The following is a 19,111-nucleotide window of genomic DNA, read 5'->3' as shown; positions in this document are numbered from 1 at the left end:
CAAGGACCTACAGCCCGGCGCACTGACCCGTCTTGGGCCCGCTCGCCGAGTTCACCCAGCCGTTGTTCACCGGTGCGGGGTTGCTCCCGGTGCACGACATCGGCCCGCCGACGGTGTTGCCCGCGACGACCGTGCCGCCCTTGTTGTCCACCAGCCGCACGGGCCCGCCGACCGACACCCGTTCCAGTGACACCCGGCCGGTGGTCCCGGTCACGTTCACCGGCCCGCCGACCGACGTCCCCACCAGCACGACCGCCGCCGCGCCGGTGGCGTTCACCGGACCGTCGACCTTCCCGCCGAACACGTACAGCGACGCGCCCGCCGCCACCGTCACCGGACCGGTCACGGAGCCGCCGTCCACGCACGTCACGCCCGACTCCACGCGCAACGCCCCGACGTGCTCACCGGTCACCGTCGCCGAGCACGTCACGAACGGCTTGGCCAGCAGCTCGAACTCCGCCACCGTCACCGAGCCCGGGAACTCCAGCCGGTAGTGCTGGTAGTGCCCCGGCCGGGCGATCTTGAACGCCCGCGTCTGCTGCCGCCACGCGAACGCCTCACCGGACCGCTCGTCCACCGAGGTCCAGTTCGTCCCGTCGTACGAGCCCTTCAGCACCCACGAGGCCGGGTTACCCGCGGCCTTGCCCGACGTCAAGGTGTAGAACGTCGCGTCTTCCTTCTTCGACGGCAGGTCCACCTGCAACCACGACAGCGCGCCGGACGTCTGGGAGGTGTTGTCCACCACCGACGCGGGCGCCCCGGTCACCGTCCCCGACAGCGTCACGTCCCGCAGGGGAGCGGGAGCCGAGGAACCCGTGGTCAACGACGGCGGCGCGGCGTCCGGACCGGTGGCCCACCGCGACGGCGACGACCCCATCTCGAAGTCCAGCACGCCGCCGTTCGCGATCTCCGCGTGCGGCAGGTGCGACTTGTCCCACTTCTTCCCGTTGACCTTCAACGACTGCACGTAGACGTTCTTCGCGGAGTTGGCCGGCGCGTTGACCACGAGCGAGCGCCCGTTGTCCAGCCGCACGGTCATCTTCTCGAACAGCGGCGACCCGATCGCGTACGAGGCGTTGCCCATCTGCAGCGGGTAGAAGCCCATCGCGCTGAACAGCCACCACGCCGACTGCTCGCCGTTGTCCTCGTCACCGGGGTAGCCCTGGCCGATCTCGCTGCCCAGGTAGAGCCGGGACAGGATCTCGCGCACCTTCTCCTGCGTCTTCCACGGCTGACCGGCGTAGTCGTACATGTACGTGATGTGGTGCGACACCTGGTTGGAGTGGCCCAGCTGCCCCATCCGCACGTCGCGCGCCTCGGTCATCTCGTGGATCACGCCGCCGTACGAGCCGGGGAACTTCGCCGTCTCCGGCGTGGCGAAGAACTCGTCGAGCTTCTTCGCCAACCCGTCCCGGCCGCCGTACAGGTTCGCCAGGCCCTGCCCGTCGTGCGGCACCGAGAACGCCATGTTCCAGCCGTCGGTCTCGGTGTAGTCGTGGCCCCACTCCCGCGGGTCGTACTCGTCGGTGGGCACGCGCCACGTGCCGTCGGGGTTGCGGCCCTGGAAGAAACCCGTCGACGGGTCGAACATGTGGATGTAGTTCTGCGCCCGGTTCGAGAAGTACTCGTACGACGCCAGGTACTGCGCCTCACCGGTCTTCTCGTGCAGCGCCTTCGCCATGTTCGCGATGCCGTAGTCGTTGACGTAGCCCTCGATCGCCCACGACATGCCCTCGCCGGTGGCGGTGGACGTGTAGCCGGTGAAGATCGAGGTGTCCAGGCCCTTGCGGCCGACGCCCGCGTTCGGCGGCGCGACCGTCGCGTTCTTCACCGCCGCGTCGTAGGCGGCCTTGGCGTCGGGCAGCGGCACGCCCTTCACGAACGCGTCCGCGAACGCCACGTCGGAGCTCGTGCCGGTCATCAGGTTCGCGTAACCGGGCGAGGACCAGCGCGAGATCCACCCGCCGTCCCGGTACTGCTGCACGAACCCGTCCGCCAGCTCGGCCGCCTTGTTCGGCGTCAACAGGCTGTACGCGGGCCACGTGGTCCGGTAGGTGTCCCAGAAGCCGTTGTTGACGTAGACCTTGCCGTCCACGACCTTCGCGCCGGTCTTCGTCGGCGTGGACGGCCCGGAGGGCTGCACGGGCGACGCGTACTGGTACTTGGGCGCGTCGGCGGTGCCGGTGTTCTCGAAGCCCGAGTTCGGGTAGAGGTAGAGCCGGTAGAGGTTGGAGTACAGCGTGGTCAGCTGGTCCTCCGACGCGCCTTCCACCTCGACCATCCCCAGCACGCGGTCCCACGCCTGCTGCGCCCGGTCGCGCACCGAGTCGAACGTGTCCGAGGCGGACACCTCCAGCTCCAGGTTGCGCTTCGCCTGGTCGACGCCCAGCAACGACGTGGCGATCTTCATCGTCACGGTCTTGTCGCCGGACGTGTCGAACCGGAAGAAGCCCGCCACGTCGTCGCGGCCCGCGCCGGTCAGCCGACCGCTGGAGACGACCGGCTTGTCCACCACGCCGTACACGAACAGCCGCGTCGCGCCGGTCGACAGGCCGCTCTTGACGTCGGAGAAGCCCGTCACCACGCCGGTCGCCGGGTCGAGCGTGAGCCCGCCGCTGTTGTTGACGTTGTCGAACACCAGGTTCGCGGTGTCGTCCACGAACGTGAAGCGGAACAGCGCGGCGTGGTCGGTCGGCGCGATCTCGGTGCGCATCCCGTTCTCGAACCGCACGCCGTAGTAGTGCGCCTTGGCGATCTCGTTCTCGTGCTTGAACGGCAGGGCGCGCTCGGCCCGGTCGGCGGTCGGCGTGCCGACGGTCGGCATCACCTGGAACGTCTGCCGGTCGCCCATCCACGGGCTGGGCTCGTGGCTCGCGGTGAACGCCTGCAACGTCGGCAGGTTGTCGCGGTTGTTGTTCTTCGCGTACTCGTACAGCCAGCTGATCGAGCCCGCGTTGGTCATGGGCGACCAGAAGTTGAAGCCGTGCGGCACCGCGGTGGCCGGGAAGTTGTTGCCCCGCGAGAACGAGCCGCTGGAGTTCGTGCCGCGGGTGGTCAGCACCCAGTCGGACGGGCGCGGCCGGTCGACCACGACCGGCGCGGACTTCACCGCGATGTCGTCGACCCAGCCGTTGAACCCGGCCGGTCCCTTCGGGTTGTCGTACGCCAGGAGGATCCGCTTGATCGTCTTGCCCGCGGCCACCGAGCCGATGGCGGAGGCGATCCGGTTCCACTGGTTGGTGTAGAGCGACTTCGCCGCGCCCTGGCCGCGCGGTGACAGCTCGAAACCGTGCTGGTCACGTGCGCCGAGGTCGCTGAGGTAGGTGCCGTCGGCGAACGCGAGGTCGAGCGAGACGAACGTGGCCGGATAGTTCAGGTCGTCCGTGGTGAACGACGGGAAGATCAGGTACGACAGCTCGGTGGTCGACGTGACGGGGATGTCGACGTCGAAGACCTTGTTGTACGAGTAGCCGCGGCCCTCGACGGTGTGCGTGCCCTGGTACCGCAGCGCCTTCACGCCGGTGAACCCGGCGCCCGCCTTGGCGTTGTACCCGCCGTTGGCCCCCTTGCCCACGGTAGTGCGCATGTTCTTCGCGGGCGGGGTGGTGGAGCCGTCGGAGAACTGGACCTCGGCCAGCTGGATGAGGTTCACGCCGCCCGCGGTCGCGGAGATGTCGAGCTGGTAGTGCTTGAACGCCCCGGTGTTGGCGAGGTCGTAGACCTTGGTCTGGAACCGCTCGGCGAACGCCTCGCCGGTGCGCGCGTCGACCGGGGTCCACGTCGTGCCGTCGTTCGAGCCGCGCAGCGTCCAGTCCTTCGGGTCGCGCTCGGGCGCGTCGTTGGCCGACGACATCGCGTAGCGCTTGACCGCGACGGGCTCGGCGAAGGTGAACCGCGCCCAGCCGGTGGGCGTGAAGGTGAGCCACTTCGACGCCACGTTGGCATCGACCAGGTTGGCCGCGACCTCGCCGGCGCCGGAGTTCTCGGAGTTGGCCACGACGTCGACCACGCGGTCGGTGACGTTGCCGGGGATGCCGGTGGAGTCGGAGCCGTCGACGCCCGACGTCTTCTCCTTGCCGTCCGGGCCGGTCTCCACGGTGCTCGTCCAGGTCGGCAGCGGCTGCCCGTCCTCGAACGACGTGGCGAAGAGCGTCTCGCTCACGGTTGGCTCCCCCGGTGCGGCGGTCGCGGAGGTCCAGCCTCCCACGCTCCCCAGCGCCAGTGCGATGGTCGAGACGACCACCAGCGATCTCCTGCCCCGCATGTGCCCCATTGCGCACGCCCTTCGCCCATACCGACCCGATCTTTAGCGAAGCAAAGGGGCAGCTGACATCGTTGTCAAGTGCGGCCGCGCAACTTGTCCGCAAGCCTGTCCGGAAGCTGCTCCACCCGATCTACACTCACTCACCGTGACGGCCCCGAACCCGCCCCAGGTGGGCACCCCCGCGGGGATGCGCGTGCTCAACCAGCGCGCGGTGCTGGACCGCTTGCGGGACGGCGGTCCGGCGACGAGGCCGCAGCTCGCCAAGGACACCGGCCTGTCGAAGCCGACCATCGGCCAGGCGTTGCTCGACCTGGAGCAGCACGGCCTGGTGCGCCCCATCGGCCGCACGTCGGCGGGACCGGGCCGGTCGGCCGTGGTCTACGAGCCGAACCCGGCGGCGGGGCACGTGCTCGGCGTCGACATCGGCAGGCAGCGGATCCGGGTGGCGGTGGCGGACCTGGCCGGTTCGGTGATCGCGCGGTCCGACGAGCGCAACCGGTGCCGTTCGGCGACGGCCCTGGTCCGCACGGTGCGGGAGCTGGTCGAGCGGACGGCGTCCGACGCCGGGCTGTCGCCCGCCGACCTGGTGGTGAAGGTCGTCGGCACGCCCGGCGTGCCCGATCCGCGCGACCGGACCCTGCGCCACGCGCCGAACCTGCCCGGTTGGGAACGGCCGGGCCTGCTGGACGACCTGGAGGCCGAGCTGGGCGCGGGTCTCGTCGTGGAGAACGACGCGAACCTGGCCGCCGTCGGCGAGCAGGCCTACGGGGTGGCGCGCGACGTCGACGTGTTCGTGTGCCTCACCGTCGGCACCGGGATCGGCATGGGGATCGTGGTGGACGGCCGGCTGTTCCGCGGCGCGCACGGGGCGGCGGGCGAGGTCGGCTACCTGCCCTACACCGGTCAGTCCGAAGAGGACGGACGGCAGCGCGGCCAGGTCGAGGCCGCCGCGGCGGCGGAATCCGTGGTGGCGCTGGCGAAGCGGCGCGGGCTGGCGGCGCGGTCGGCGCGGGAGGTGTTCGCGGCGGCGAAGGCCGGTGACGGACGGGCGCTGCTCGCGGTGCGCGACGAGGCGGAGCGGCTGGCGTTCGTGGTGGCGTCGGTGGTGGCGGTGATCGACCCTGAGCTGGTGGTGCTCGGCGGCGGCATCGGCAGCAACACCGACCTGCTCCAGGAGCCGATGGAGGCGGCGCTGCGGCGGATGACGCCGCTCGTGCCGCGGATCGTGGCGGGCGAGCTGGGTGACGGTGCGGTGCTCAGCGGTGCCATCGCCATGGGGTTGCGGTCGGCGCGCGAGCTCGTGTTCGACCGTCGAGGCAGCGTGACTCTCTGAGAGTAGTCGAGTGACTCTCACCTGCTGATTCACCCGAAAGTCGTAGGTCTCAACTCGCCAGTAACGACGTAGCGTGAGCGGAACCTCCTCCTGGAGGGTGTGTTTGTTCCTTCCGCTAGTTAGGGGAGTCGAAAGGGGAGTACGGGGGACGTGGTCCCCTTTCGACCGTGCCACGGGGCAGGTGCCGCGCCCGCAAACACCTGCCCCGTGCAACTATGTCGAGCGGTGGACGTTCTGCGCCGTGGACGCCCGGTGCGTCGAGTCCGCGATCCACGGTCCCGGGCCGGACGGGTCCAGCACCCCCTCCTCCAGCCAGGTGAACCGGCCGTCCAGGACGTGCCGCGCCACCTTCGCGTCCGAGTCGTCGCAGTTGCGCCACAACCGGTCGAACAGCTCGTCGACCCGCACGCGCGCCTGCGCGGCGAACGCGTCCGCCAGCTCGACCGCCCGGTCTCCGTCCGCCGCCGCCTTCACGCACGCCGCGCTGATGGCGAACAGCTCCGCGCCGATGTCCACGATCCGCGCCAGGAACCGCTGCTTGCGCTCCAGCCGGCCCTGCCAGCGCGACATGGCGTAGAACGTCTGCCTGGCCAGCTTGCGGCTGGACCGCTCGACGAACCGCAGGTGACCGGCCAGCGGCCCGAACTCGGCGTAGGCGCGCGGCACCTGGCCCTTGCCGACCACCAGCGTCGGCAGCCACTTGGCGTAGAACCCGCCCGCCCTGGCCAGCGCCTGCGCCTTGCGCTTGGTGTCGGCCTCCGGGTCGATGAAGTCACCGGCGACGGCCAGGTGCGCGTCCACCGCCTCCCGTGCGATGAGCAGGTGCATGATCTCGGTCGAGCCCTCGAAGATCCGGTTGATCCGCAGGTCGCGCAGCACCTGCTCGGCGGGCACGCCGCGTTCGCCGCGGGCCGCCAGGGACGCCGCGGTCTCGTAGCCGCGCCCACCGCGCAGCTGCACCAGCTCGTCCGCGACCAGCCAGGCCATCTCGGAGCCGTAGAGCTTGGCCAGTGCCGCCTCGATGCGGATGTCGTGCCCGCCCGCGTCGGCCAGCTCGCTGGACAGGTCGAGCACGGCCTCCAGCGCGTAGGCGGTGGCCGCGATGTAGGCGATCTTGCCCGCGATGGCCTCGTGCTCGCCGATCGGCCGGCCCCACTGCACGCGGTGCGCCGTCCACTCGCGGGCGATCTTCAGGCTCCACTTCGCCGCGCCCGCGCACAGGGCGGGCAACGACAGCCGGCCGGTGTTGAGCGTGGTGAGCGCGATCTTCAGGCCCGCGCCCTCCTTGCCGATCAGGTTGGCCTTGGGCACGTGGACCTGGTGGAACCGGGTGACGCCGTTCTCCAGGCCGCGCAGGCCCATGAACTCGTTGCGGTTCTCCACCGTGATGCCGGGCGAGTCGCCCTCGACCACGAACGCGCTGATGCCCTTGCCCGGCACCTGCGCCATCACCACCAGCAGGTCGGCCACCACGCCGTTGGTCGTCCACAGCTTCACGCCGTTGAGCACGTAGCCGTCGTCGGTGGGCGTGGCCGTGGTGCCGAGGCGGGCCGGGTCGCTGCCCACGTCCGGCTCGGTGAGCAGGAACGCGCTGATCTCGCCGGTCGCGCAGCGGGGCAGGTACTGCCGCTTCTGCTCGTCCGTGCCGAACATCGCCAGCGGCTGCGGCACGCCGATGGACTGGTGCGCGGACAGCATCGCGCCCAACGCGGGGCTGACCGAGCCGACCATCATCAACGCCCGGTTGTAGTAGACCTGGGACAGGCCGAGGCCGCCGTACTCGCGCTTGATCTTCATGCCGAACGCGCCGAGCTGCTTGAGGCCGGTCAGCACGTGGTCGGGGATGAGGGCGTCGCGCTCGATCTCCGCGCCGTCCACGGAGTGCTCGCAGAACTCGCGCAGGGCGGCGAGGAACGTCTCGCCGCGCTCGCGGTCCTCGGCCGAGCCGCTGGGGTGGGGATGGATCAGGTCGAGGCGGAAGTGGCCGAGGAAGAGCTCGCGGCCGAAGCTCGGGTGGCGCCACCGGGTCTCGCGGGCCTGTTCCGCGACCTTGCGCGCGGTGCGCTCGTCAACGTGCTTGTCGGGATCCACTGCGGTCATCGCTGACCTCCAGGATGGGGCCTCCCACGTTACTACTCGCGGGTAGCCCCGTCCGGGTGACCATGTGCCCGGTGTTCGCCAGATGATCACCCGTTCGGTTGATGTGGATGCGCTCGTGCGCACACCACTGTTGGCGCGTAACTCGTTCGCGGATAAACCCCAGGTATAGGGAGCGCCTCATGGTGGACCGAATTGTCACCACCGGAAAGTGGATCTCGGTCGATCCGAACACGCCCGAGATGAAGCTCAACGGTCTGGACAGCAATCACATCAAATGGGGCACCCCGGCCCCGGGTGACGAGAACGCCGGGCGGAGCGAGTACGAGTTCACCGGTGCCCTCGCCCACACGAAACACGACGGCAGCAACAGCTTCCAAGTCACGCTGGGTACGTTCACGCACCACAACTACGTGATCTTAATGGGGGAGGAAACGCAGTTCCAGGCGACTCTCGAGATCGACATCGAGTTCAAGGACGATGGCACCAAGCACAAGTGCACCGTAGTTTTCTCTCATGTCGAAACCATCAATTCGCCTGGTTACCAGGACGACAAGGTCAAACTGCCGAAGGTCTCCGGCAACGAGATCGTGCACATCGAAGGCGTCAAGTACGAAGTGTCGATCATCGGCTTCCTGATGGACGGCACGGTCGTTCCCCAGTTCCTCAGCCCTGAGGGCAAGCACAACGAGGCCGACATCGTCGCCAAGTTCGAGCGGACGAACCCGTTGGTCGGTGGCTGAACCACGGATGGGGCCGCCACGCCAGTGCTCGCGGGTAGCCCCGAGCGGGTGAGGCGAGAACGGCGGGTCCTGCTGTGCCGAGGGCTCATCGGCGGTGCGACGGGGTCTTCCACTCCGGCACGTCCGCCCGGCCGACCCGGTCGGGCGCGATCCGGAACCGGTGGTCGGTGTGGGTCGACTTGACGCCCGCCGCGGTGCGGCTGACCACCCGCAGGTGCTGCTCCTCGGCGTGGGTGGGGGTCCAGCGGATCGTCGCGGTGCCGTCCGGGCCGATCGGGACGGTCGTGGTGACGCCGTCGACCGTGTACTCGAACGCCGTCGCGTCGGCCTGGTTCGCGGTGAACGTAAAGGACCCCTCGCGCCACTTGCCGCTGGAGGCGGCGGGGAACTCCGCCGAGCTGACGGTCGGGTTGTCCTGGACCCGCCAGTTCACGCCGCCCTGGGCCGACCAGGTGCCGGCGGCGTTGCGGACGCGGGCGCGCAGCACCAGCGTGCCGACGCGGTCGGCGGTGTGCCGGACGGTGGTCGTGCCGTCGGGGTCGGCGGGCGCGGTGTACTTCACCGAGGGCGCGTGGTCGAACCAGTACTCGTACTCGACCGGCGCGACCATGCTGGTGGTGAAGGTGACCGCGGCCGGCCGGGCAGGCGTCCCACCGGTGATGGTGATGGCCGGCGCGGCGCCGTCCACGTCCAGGTTGACCGTCCGCGTCACCGACAGCCGGCCCGACCCGTCGGTGCTGCGCACCCGCAGGGAGGCGAAGTCCAGGTCGGTGGCCTGCGGCACCCAGGTGAAGCGGGCCGTGCCGTCCGCCTCCGCGGGCGCCACGACGCGTTCGGTCGTCGAGACGTCGTGGCGCACGAAGTAGTAGGTGTAGGACACGGCGCCCGCTTGGCGGGGCTGGATCTCGAACTCCACCGACGACCCGACGACCTCGTTCCCGCGCTGGGTGACGACGGGTGCGTCGTCCAGCACGAACCGGAAGATGCGCTCGGCCGACGCCACGCCGGCCGCGGACGTGCTGTGGGCCGTGAGCACGTTGAGCCCGCTGTGGGTCGGCGCGTACATGACGCTCGCCTTGCGCTGCGCGTCGGCGGCCACGGTGATCTCCGGGCCGTCGTCGACCTGGAAGGTGTAGCTCACCACGTCGGTCAGGTTCGAGGAGAAGTCGAACCGACCGGGCACGCCCACGCCGCCGTTGGGGCTGCCGTGGATGTCGTACCGGTCCGACACCACGATCGGGCGATTGTCGAGGACTTCGAACGGGTACGAGCTGTCCGACGAGCGGTTGCCCGCGCGATCGACCGTGCGCACGACCGCGACGTCGTAGCTCGCGCGCGGGGGCGTGCGGGTGATCGTCACCTGGCCGCCGGGGGTGGCGGGGGTGGCGGTCTGCCACTCCGATTCGGCGAAGAACCGGTACTCGTACGCGACGACGTCGTCGGAGCTGGTGGAGAAGGTGAAGTCACCGGGCACGCCGAGACCACCGCCCCGCTGACCGGGCCCGCTCGGGTAGACCTCCGAGAAGATGGTCGGCGCCGAGGGCGCGGTCCGGTCGATGGTGAAGTAGCAGGGCTCGGTCTCCCGGGAGGCGGACGTGGCGTCGAGCGCGCGTACCGTCCACGCGTGCGTGCCGTCCTGCGGGAACAACCAGGCGTTCGCCTGCGCGACGACCGCGCCGTTCGCGTCGGCCGGCCACTGGAGCGTCTCGCGGGCGGGAGGGTCGGCGACGGGCCAGTGCGCGAACTCGGCCGTCAGCGCCTCACCGGGGTCCGGGTCGCTCAGCGTCGCGGTGAACACCAGGCGTTGGGCGTCGTTGAGCCTCGCCGGGTTGAGGTGGGTGCCGGGCGCGGTCGGCGCGCAGCCCCGGTCCGGCCAGACCTGGTGCGCGGTCGGCGTCGCCGGCGGGCTGTTCTCCGCGGTCGCGGCGGGCGCGTCGCCCCTCGGCTCCTGGTAGGCCGAGGCCGGTGCGGCGGTGGTGAAGGCGGTGCTCAGCAGAGCGATCGCGGCGACCGCGCGCGCGGATCTTCGCCACGGTGTCATGGTGTGTCCCCCTGGGGTCGGCACGTCGCGAGGATCATGCCAGGAAATCGCCCGGAAAACGCCAGGTGGGAGCACTGTTACCGGCGGTGCGCGGCCGATCACGCGACCGGGTCGGCCAGAGGGGGTCGGCGGCCCGAGGCCCGGCGAAGCGGCGTTCGCCGGGGGATCGGCCGGGCGGGTGGGCTGGATGGCCGAGGCCTGGTGGGCCGGCTCGGCGGGGTGGCCAGGTGGCTCCGCCAAGGGGCGTCGGCCGGGTGGGGCCGGCCAGACGGCGGCCGAGCGGCGTCGGCTGGAGCGCCGGCCAAGCGGCGTCGGCCGGGTGAGGTCGGCCAGGTGAGGCGGCTCGGCCGGGTCAGCTCGGCAGAGGGGCGGCGCCGCGTTCCGTGATCAGTTGTTGCATGTACGTGCTCTCGGCGGTCTGCGACTTGAGCATGTTGTCCGCCAGCGTCCGCACGACCGACTGACCGGCGCGCGTGGCGGCGTACTCGGCCATCGGGGCGCCGCCCTTGTGGTGCCGCAGCATCAGCTGCAGGAAGTAGACGTCGAACTCGACGCCGGTCAGCGAGCGCAGCTTGGTGATCTCCTCGGACGACGCCATGCCGGGCATCCGCTCGGCGTCACCGGAACCCGAGCCCGAGGCGGCCGGGTCGTGCCCGTGCGTGCCGGAGGTCATCCACCACATGTGCACGCCGTCGACCGACTGCTCGGGGTAGCCCCAGAGGAACAGCCACCCCTTCATCCGCCCGACCTGCTCCAACTGGGTCGAGGCGATGTCGAAGGCGAGCTGCCGGACGGCGGGGTCGGCCGTCTTCTCCCGCGCGATGTTGGCCATCGTCACGCCCTGGAGGTGGTGCGTCGACATGTCCTGCGTGAACCCGACGTCGACGGAATCGCGCGCGGGCGTCGAACTGGTGTCCGCGCCCGGCAGCTTGATCAGCAGACCGACGGCGGCGCCGAGCAGGAGGACGGCCACGACCGCGATGGTCACGACGACCGTCCTGGTCGCGGTCACCCCGCGTGACGGGGGTGCCTCGTCCTGCTGCCCGGCGCCTGCCACAGGTCAGCTGCTCGCGGTCGTGGTGGCCGCGGGCGCGTCGGTCGCGGCCGGCGCCGACGGGTCGGTCTCCGTGCCGTCCGTCTTGCCACCGTCCATCGGGACGGCGTCGGCGCCGGGCGCCTCCGCCACGAACGGCGGCGGGTTGGTCACGTCGAACTGGGTCGCGTCGCACGTGGCGCCGACCTCGGGGTACGTGTACTGGTTGCGCCGCAGCGACTGGATGAACTGGTCGATCCGCTCGTCGTCCGCGCTCTCCAGCTTCAGCTGGTGGCCCCACGACTGCAGCGAGATCGGCTTGTCCAGGCCGGGGTAGGGCGACAGCATGGTGAACGGCTGGCCCTCGGCGCGCGCCTTCAGCTTGTCCAGCGCCTCACCGGTGATCTGGTCCGGGTTGTACGCGATCCACACCGCGCCGTGCTCGAGCGGGTGGACCATGTTCTCGTTGCGGACGGCCTTGTCGTACACCGTGCCGGTGCAGTCGGCCCACACGTTGTCGTGCGGACCGCCGAACGGCGGTGACTGGTCGTAGGCGACCCGCTGCGTGGCGTCGACGTGCTTGCTGGCCTCGTACTCGACCTTGACCACGCCGGGGATCTGGTCCGAGGGGTCCTTGTTCTCCTCGGTCGGGTTCCACTTCGCGAGCGCCTGCTCCTTCGCGTTGCGGTCCGCGATCTGGCTGTACGCGTAGCCGAACACGGTGCCGGCCAGGGCCAGCACGGCCACCACCGCGATGATGGTGCCCCACGGCTTCGGCTTCTTGGCCACCACCGAGGAGCGCGCCGCCGCAACGCTGGAGCGCGCGGCCTTCGTCTTCTTGCCGCTGGTCATGTCCGCCTCAGTCTCGTCATACGCCCATGCCGCGGGCCAGTGTAGGGATACCGTGTCTGATCACCGTCAACTGGCCGTCACAGCGGGTGGCCGCCACCGGTTGCCGTTCCCACTTCGCGGGACGCGCATCCCGGTCGAGACCAGCGAGAACGCTTCCCTAGACTTGTCGGGTGACTCCCGCTGCGCTCGCTGAACTGGTCCGTGCGACGGCCGTGGACGTGCTGTCCACCCGCGGCCTCGACCCCGCCGCCCTGCCCACAGCGGTCACGATCGAACGCCCCCGCAACCCCGAGCACGGCGACTACGCCACCAACGTGGCCCTCCAGACCGCCAAGAAGGTCGGCGTGACGTCCCGCGACCTGGCCGGCTGGCTCGCCGACGCGCTGACCGGCACCGACGCCATCTCCTCGGTCGAGGTCGCGGGCCCCGGCTTCCTGAACCTGCGGCTCGCCGCGGACGCCCAGGGCGCGATCGTGCGCGACGTGCTGAAGGCCGGTGACGCCTACGGTCGCGGCGACCAGTTCGCCGGCACCCGGATCAACCTGGAGTTCGTCTCGGCGAACCCGACCGGCCCCATCCACCTGGGCGGCACCCGCTGGGCCGCGGTCGGCGACGCGCTCGGCCGGGTCCTCGCCGCCAACGGGGGCGAGGTCACCCGCGAGTACTACTTCAACGACGCGGGCGCGCAGATCGACCGGTTCGTCCGGTCCCTGATCGCCGCCGCGAAGGGCGAGCCCGCGCCGGAGGACGGCTACGCGGGCGGCTACATCGGCGACATCGCCGCCGAGGTGCTGCGGCAGGAGCCCGGCGCGCTGACCGCCGAGGACTCGCACGAGGTGTTCCGCCGCATCGGCGTGACCCTCATGTTCGAGGAGATCAAGAAGGACCTGCACGACTTCGGCACGGACTTCGACGTCTTCTTCCACGAGGACTCGCTGCACAAGTCCGGCTCCGTCACCAAGGCGGTCGAGCAGCTCAAGAACTCCGGCGCGCTGTACTTCGACAACGGCGCCTGGTGGCTGCGGTCCACCGAGTTCGGCGACGACAAGGACCGCGTGGTCATCAAGAGCGACGGTGACCCGGCGTACATCGCCGGTGACATCGCGTACCTGGTCGACAAGCGGTCGCGCGGCTTCGACCTGTGCATCTACATGCTCGGCGCGGACCACCACGGCTACATCGGCAGGCTCAAGGCCGCCGCGTCGGCGCTGGGCGACGACCCGGCGTCGGTCGAGGTGCTGATCGGCCAGATGGTGAACCTGGTCAGCGAGGGCGTCCCGGTGCGGATGAGCAAGCGCGCGGGCAACGTGATCACCATGCAGGACCTGGTGGACGCGGTCGGCGTGGACGCCGCCCGGTACGCGATGACCCGCTCCTCGGCGGACTCGTCCCTGGACATCGACCTGGACCTGCTGCGCAAGCGGAGCAACGACAACCCGGTGTTCTACGTCCAGTACGCGCACGCGCGGCTGTCGTCGGTGCTGCGCAACGCCGCGGACCTGGGCGTCACGCCCGGCGAGGCGGTCGAGGAGCTCACGCACGACCGCGAGGGCGACCTGATCCGCACCATCGGCGAGTTCCCGCGCGTCGTCGCCACCGCCGGTGAGCTGCGCGAACCGCACCGCGTCGCGCGGTACCTGGAGGAACTGGCCGGCACCTACCACCGGTTCTACGAGGCCTGCCGCGTGCTGCCGAGGGGCGACGAGGAGACGACCGAGCTGCACCGGGCGCGGCTGAGCCTGTGCGCGGCGACCCGCCAGGTGTTCGCCAACGGCCTCGCGCTGCTGGGCGTGTCCGCGCCGGAGCGCATGTGATGCGCGCGCACCCGGCCGGTCCCCGGCACGCCGACGTCATGGTCCCCGCCAACACCGCGGGCAACCGGCCGTCCTCCACCGAGCAGCTCGACGCCCTGCACCCGCGGGTGTGGCCCCGCAACGCCGGGCGCGGCGACGACGGCGCGGTGCGCCTGGCGGGCGTGGACGTGCGGCAGCTCGCCCAGGACCACGGCACCCCGCTGTTCGTGATGGACGAGGGCGACTTCCGGGCGCGGTGCCGCGAGCACGCCGAGGCGTTCGGCGACCCGACCAGGGTCCACTACGCGTCCAAGGCGTTCCTGTCCGTCGCGGTGGCCCGGTGGGTCGCCGAGGAGGGCCTGAGCATCGACGTGGCCAGCGGCGGCGAGCTGGCCGTCGCGCTGCGCGCCGAGTTCCCGCCGGAGCGGATCGCGCTGCACGGCAACAACAAGTCGGCGGCCGAGCTGACCGCCGCGGTCGAGGCCGGTGTCGGCGTGGTCGTGCTGGACTCGTTCTACGAGATCGCCCGGCTCGACCAGGTCGCCCGCGAACGCGGACGCGTGCAGCCGGTGATGATCCGGGTGACGGTCGGCGTCGAGGCGCACACGCACGAGTTCATCGCCACCGCGCACGAGGACCAGAAGTTCGGCTTCTCGCTGTCCTCGGGCGACGCGGCCGAGGCGGCGCGCCGGGTGCTGAAGTCCGACGGGCTGCGGCTGATCGGCCTGCACAGCCACATCGGCTCGCAGATCTTCGACGCCAGCGGCTTCGAGGTCGCGGCGCGCCGGGTCATCGGGCTGCTCGCGGAGCTGCGCGACGAGCACGGCGCCGGGATCCTCGACCACGTCACGACGGTGGACCTCGGCGGCGGCCTCGGCATCGCCTACACCGCCGACGACGACCCGCCGCCGCCGGCGGAGCTGGCCAGGCAGCTGCGCAACATCGTGGCCAAGGAGAGCGAGCACGCCGAGCTGCCCGCGCCGAAGATCGCCGTCGAGCCGGGCCGCGCCATCGTCGGCCCCGGCACGGTGACGCTGTACGAGGTGGGCACCATCAAGGACGTCCAGCTCGACGCGGGCGTGGTCCGCCGGTACGTGAGCGTGGACGGCGGCATGAGCGACAACATCCGCACCGCCCTCTACGACGCGGTCTACGACTGCAAGCTGGTCTCGCGCGCCGCGGGCGAGGACGCCCGGCCCGTGCTCTGCCGCGTCGTGGGCAAGCACTGCGAGTCCGGCGACGTGGTCGTGCGCGACTGCTGGCTGCCCGACGACCTCGCGCCCGGCGACCTGATCGCGGTCGCCGCCACCGGCGCGTACTGCTACTCCATGGCCAGCGGCTACAACCGGCTGCCCCGGCCCGCGCTCGCCGCGGTCGTGGACGGCCAGGCCCGGTTGCTGCTGCGCCGGGAGACCGAGGAAGACCTGTTCCGCCTGGAGGTATGAGAAGTGGCAAGCCACGAGGGCAAACCGATCAGGGTCGCGCTGCTGGGCTGCGGCACGGTCGGCACCGAGGTGGTCCGGCTGCTCACCGACCAGGCGGCCGACCTCACCGCGCGGGTCGGCGCGCCGGTCGAGGTGACCGGCATCGCCGTGCGCCGGCCGAACAAGCACCGGGACGTGCCCGCCGAGCTGCTGACGACCGACGCGGCGGCGCTGGTGGCCTCCGACGACGTGGACGTGGTCGTGGAGGTCATCGGCGGCATCGAGCCCGCCCGGACGCTGCTGCTGGCCGCCCTGCGGGCGGGCAAGTCGGTGGTGACCGCGAACAAGGCGCTGCTGGCCGAGCACTCGGCCGAGCTGTTCGAGGCCTCCGACGCCTCCGGCGCCGACCTGTACTTCGAGGCGGCGGTGGCGGGCGCGATCCCGCTGCTGCGCCCGCTGCGCGAGTCGCTGGCCGGCGACCGCATCACGCGGGTGATGGGCATCGTCAACGGCACCACGAACTTCATCCTCTCGGGCATGGACTCCACCGGGGCCGGTTACGCCGAGACCCTGGAGGAGGCGACCAGGCTCGGGTACGCCGAGGCGGACCCGACGGCCGACGTGGACGGGTTCGACGCCGCGTCCAAGGCCGCCATCCTGGCGTCCCTGGCCTTCCACAGCCGGGTCACGGCCGCCGACGTGCACCGCGAGGGCATCGCCTCGGTCAGCGCCGCCGACATCGCCGCCGCCAAGGCGCTCGGCCGCACGGTGAAGCTGCTGGCGATCTGCGAGCGGGTGCCCGTCGGCGGAGCCGAGAATCAGACGACCGTCGGCGGAGCCGAAGACCAGGCGACCGTCGGCGGGAACGGTGGCCGGACGTCCGCGGACGGCGCCACCGAGGGCATCTCGGTGCGGGTCCACCCGGCGATGATCCCGACCTCCCACCCGCTGGCGAGCGTGCACGGCGCGTTCAACGCGGTGTTCGTGGAGGCCGACGCGGCCGGCGAGATGATGTTCTACGGCCAGGGCGCGGGTGGCGCCCCGACCGCCAGCGCGGTCCTCGGCGACCTCGTCGCGGTGGCCCGCAACCGGGTGCACCAGGGGCGAGGGCCGCGTGAGTCGGCCTACGCGGCGCTGCCCGTCCGGCCGATGGGCCAGACGCCCACGCGTTATCACATCAGCCTCGACGTCGCCGACCGGGCGGGCGTGTTGTCGCAGGTGGCGGCGGTGTTCGCGGAACACGACGTGAGCATCGCGGCCGTGCGGCAGGAGGGCCGGGTCGACGACGCCAGCCTGGTGATCGTCACCCACGCCGCGACCGACGCGGCACTGCGGTCGACCGTGGACAAAATCGGCGGGCTGCCCGTGGTTCGGGAAGTGGTCAGCGTGATGAGGGTGGAAGGCGAAGAAACATGACGATCCAAGCAGGCGTGCGACCGGGGTGGCCCGGCATCATCCACGCCTACGCGGACCGGATCGAACTCCCCGAGGGCGCCAAGGTCGTCACCCTCCACGAAGGCGGCACGCCGTTGGTCGCCGCCGGGCACCTGTCGGAGCTGACCGGCTGCCAGGTCTATGTCAAGGTCGAGGGCGCGAACCCGACCGGCTCGTTCAAGGACCGCGGCATGACCGTGGCCATGACGCACGCGCTGGCCAGCGGCATCCGCGCGGTGATCTGCGCGTCGACCGGCAACACCTCCGCCAGCGCGGCGGCGTACGCGGCCAAGGCGGGCCTCACCGCCGCGGTGCTCGTGCCGCGGGGCAAGATCGCGCTGGGCAAGCTGGCCCAGGCGGTCGCGCACGGCGCGCGGATCCTGCAGATCGACGGCAACTTCGACGACTGCCTGGAGCTCGCGTCCAAGACCGCGACCGAGTACCCGATCACGCTGGTCAACTCGGTCAACCCGGTGCGGCTGATCGGCCAGAAGACCGCCGCGTGGGAGATCTGCGACGTGCTCGGCCGCGCGCCGGACATCCACTGCCTGCCGGTCGGCAACGCGGGCAACATCACCGCGTACTGGCGCGGTTACTCGGACTACTTCAAGGACGGCGTCACCGACTCCACGCCCCGGATGTTCGGGTTCCAGGCCGCGGGCTCCGCGCCGCTGGTGCTCGGGCAGCCGGTGGCGAACCCGGAGACCATCGCGACCGCCATCCGGGTGGGCAGCCCGGCGTCGTGGACCGGCGCGGTGGCGGCCAAGGAGGAGTCCGGCGGGCTGTTCGAGGCCGTGACGGACGAGAAGATCCTGGAGGCCTACCGGCTGCTGGCCTCGACCGAGGGCATCTTCGTCGAGCCCGCGTCCGCGACCAGCGTGGCGGGCCTGCTGGCCACGGTCGCCGACGGTCGGCTGCCCAAGGGCTCCACGGTCGTCTGCACGGTCACCGGCCACGGCCTGAAGGACCCCGACACGGCCCTGCTGGGCATGTCCGAGGTCGAGCCGGTGCCGGTGGACCCGGGCGCCGTGGCGACCGCGCTGGAGCTGGCGTGAGGGCCCTGGCCGCCCGCTGCGTCCGCGTCACCGTGCCCGCGTCCACGGCGAACCTCGGCTCGGGGTTCGACGCGCTCGGCATGGCGCTGGGCCTGTACGACGAGCTGGACTTCGCCGTGACCGGCGGCGGCCTGGAGGTCGAGGTCTCCGGTGCGGGCGCCGACGGCGTGCCCACCGACGACAGCCACCTGGTCGTGCGTGCGTTCCGCAGGGCGTGCGAGCTGGTCGAGATCGAGGTGCCGGGGCTCCGGCTGACGTGCCGCAACACCATCCCGCACGCCCGCGGTCTCGGTTCCTCCGCGGCGGCGGTCGTGGCGGGGGTGGCGGCCGCGTTCGCCCTGGCCGGTACCGAGTTGGACACGACCGCGTTGCAACTCGCCGCGAACTTCGAGGGCCACGCCGACAACGCCGCGGCCAGCATGTTCGGCGGCGTGGTGATCACGTGGACGCAGCGTTACAGCTTCCGTGCGGCGCGTGTGCGACCGCACCCCGGTGTGATGCCGGTCGTACTGGTGCCCGAAGCGGAATCGTCGACCAAGACGACGCGGGGTCTGCTGCCGGACGAGGTGCCGCACGACCACGCGGCGTTCGCCGTCGGCCGGGCCGCGCTGGCCGTGCACGCGCTGTCCACGGACCCCTCCCTGCTGCTCGACGCGTTGGACGACGTGCTGCACGAACCGTATCGGGAACCCGCCTGGCCTGCGACGACGCGGCTGGTCCGGTCCCTGCGGGAGGCCGGGGTGCCGGCGGCGGTGTCCGGGGCGGGACCCACGGTCCTGGCCCTGCCACCTGACGGTGTGCTGCCGCCCCGGGTGGACCTGACCGGGTTCGAGGCCCGTCAGGTGCCGGTCGACCTGGCCGGAGTCCGGGTTGCGCCACTCGGCTGAGTGATGCGACGCGCCGTGCCCCGGTTGTTGCACCCGGCCGGACCGGCGTCTACCCTCGGGGCCATCAGTCACCGCGCGCACGGGCGCCGGTGTGGTGCCCGGACGTTCGTTCCGGGTCGCATTCCTCCAGTGACCTGGCTCTGTGCCGTATGGAC

The 19,111-nt window shown here is 71.3% G+C and carries 12 protein-coding genes; 7 read left to right on the top strand and 5 right to left on the bottom strand.

The features are described from left to right. Window positions 1-7: 7 nt before the first annotated feature. On the bottom strand, window positions 8-4,273 hold the full coding sequence (locus LNK82_RS42830; protein WP_230572546.1) for a GH92 family glycosyl hydrolase: 4,266 nt from the start codon (window positions 4,271-4,273) through the stop codon (window positions 8-10). Between the two features lie 178 nt (window positions 4,274-4,451). Between LNK82_RS42830 and LNK82_RS42825 the strand changes: the two genes are divergently transcribed. Continuing rightward, window positions 4,452-5,597, top strand: coding sequence for an ROK family transcriptional regulator (locus tag LNK82_RS42825; RefSeq protein ID WP_230572568.1), 1,146 nt, complete (start codon window positions 4,452-4,454; stop codon window positions 5,595-5,597). A gap of 213 nt (window positions 5,598-5,810) precedes the next feature. On the opposite strand, the gene LNK82_RS42820 is transcribed toward LNK82_RS42825, so the two are convergent. Continuing rightward, the gene (locus LNK82_RS42820) at window positions 5,811-7,697 is read right to left on the bottom strand and encodes an acyl-CoA dehydrogenase family protein (RefSeq protein ID WP_230572545.1); all 1,887 of its coding nucleotides are present in this window, start codon (window positions 7,695-7,697) and stop codon (window positions 5,811-5,813) included. Between the two features lie 179 nt (window positions 7,698-7,876). Between LNK82_RS42820 and LNK82_RS42815 the strand changes: the two genes are divergently transcribed. Continuing rightward, on the top strand, window positions 7,877-8,437 hold the full coding sequence (locus LNK82_RS42815; protein WP_230572544.1) for a choice-of-anchor K domain-containing protein: 561 nt from the start codon (window positions 7,877-7,879) through the stop codon (window positions 8,435-8,437). An 85-nt stretch (window positions 8,438-8,522) separates the two neighbouring features. On the opposite strand, the gene LNK82_RS42810 is transcribed toward LNK82_RS42815, so the two are convergent. The 3 genes from LNK82_RS42810 to LNK82_RS42800 form a co-directional block, all read right to left on the bottom strand. Further along, window positions 8,523-10,478, bottom strand: coding sequence for a hypothetical protein (locus tag LNK82_RS42810; protein ID WP_230572543.1), 1,956 nt, complete (start codon window positions 10,476-10,478; stop codon window positions 8,523-8,525). Between the two features lie 352 nt (window positions 10,479-10,830). Then, window positions 10,831-11,466 carry a DUF305 domain-containing protein gene (locus tag LNK82_RS42805; protein WP_230572542.1) on the bottom strand — a complete coding sequence of 212 codons (636 nt, stop codon included), beginning with the start codon at window positions 11,464-11,466 and terminating at the stop codon, window positions 10,831-10,833. 72 nt (window positions 11,467-11,538) lie between these two features. Beyond that, a complete protein-coding gene (locus LNK82_RS42800; RefSeq protein ID WP_230572541.1) occupies window positions 11,539-12,363 on the bottom strand; it encodes a thioredoxin-like domain-containing protein in 825 nt (274 codons plus the stop codon). Window positions 12,364-12,533: 170 nt separating this feature from the next. Between LNK82_RS42800 and argS the strand changes: the two genes are divergently transcribed. The 5 genes from argS to thrB are packed head-to-tail and all read left to right on the top strand — an operon-like array spanning window position 12,534 to window position 18,956. Continuing rightward, window positions 12,534-14,177, top strand: a complete 1,644-nt coding sequence (argS, locus tag LNK82_RS42795) for an arginine--tRNA ligase (protein ID WP_230572540.1) — start codon at window positions 12,534-12,536, stop codon at window positions 14,175-14,177. After that, window positions 14,177-15,601 (top strand): diaminopimelate decarboxylase, encoded by a 1,425-nt coding sequence (gene lysA / locus LNK82_RS42790; RefSeq protein ID WP_230572539.1) that lies wholly within the window; start codon window positions 14,177-14,179, stop codon window positions 15,599-15,601. Before argS ends, lysA begins: the two co-directional genes overlap by 1 nt. Window positions 15,602-15,604: 3 nt before the next feature. Then, window positions 15,605-16,996, top strand: a complete 1,392-nt coding sequence (locus LNK82_RS42785) for a homoserine dehydrogenase (RefSeq protein ID WP_230572538.1) — start codon at window positions 15,605-15,607, stop codon at window positions 16,994-16,996. Further along, window positions 16,993-18,069 carry a threonine synthase gene (thrC, locus tag LNK82_RS42780; protein WP_230572537.1) on the top strand — a complete coding sequence of 359 codons (1,077 nt, stop codon included), beginning with the start codon at window positions 16,993-16,995 and terminating at the stop codon, window positions 18,067-18,069. Before LNK82_RS42785 ends, thrC begins: the two co-directional genes overlap by 4 nt. Beyond that, entirely contained in the window at window positions 18,066-18,956 is an 891-nt protein-coding gene (gene thrB / locus LNK82_RS42775) for a homoserine kinase (protein ID WP_230572536.1), read from the top strand. The genes thrC and thrB overlap by 4 nt, the downstream gene beginning before the upstream one ends. Window positions 18,957-19,111 lie beyond the last annotated feature (155 nt).

The sequence above is a fragment of the Saccharothrix luteola genome, assembly GCF_020859565.1.
Lineage (GTDB): Bacteria > Actinomycetota > Actinomycetes > Mycobacteriales > Pseudonocardiaceae > Actinosynnema > Actinosynnema luteola.
This window is presented reverse-complemented; position numbering and strand designations above follow the sequence as displayed.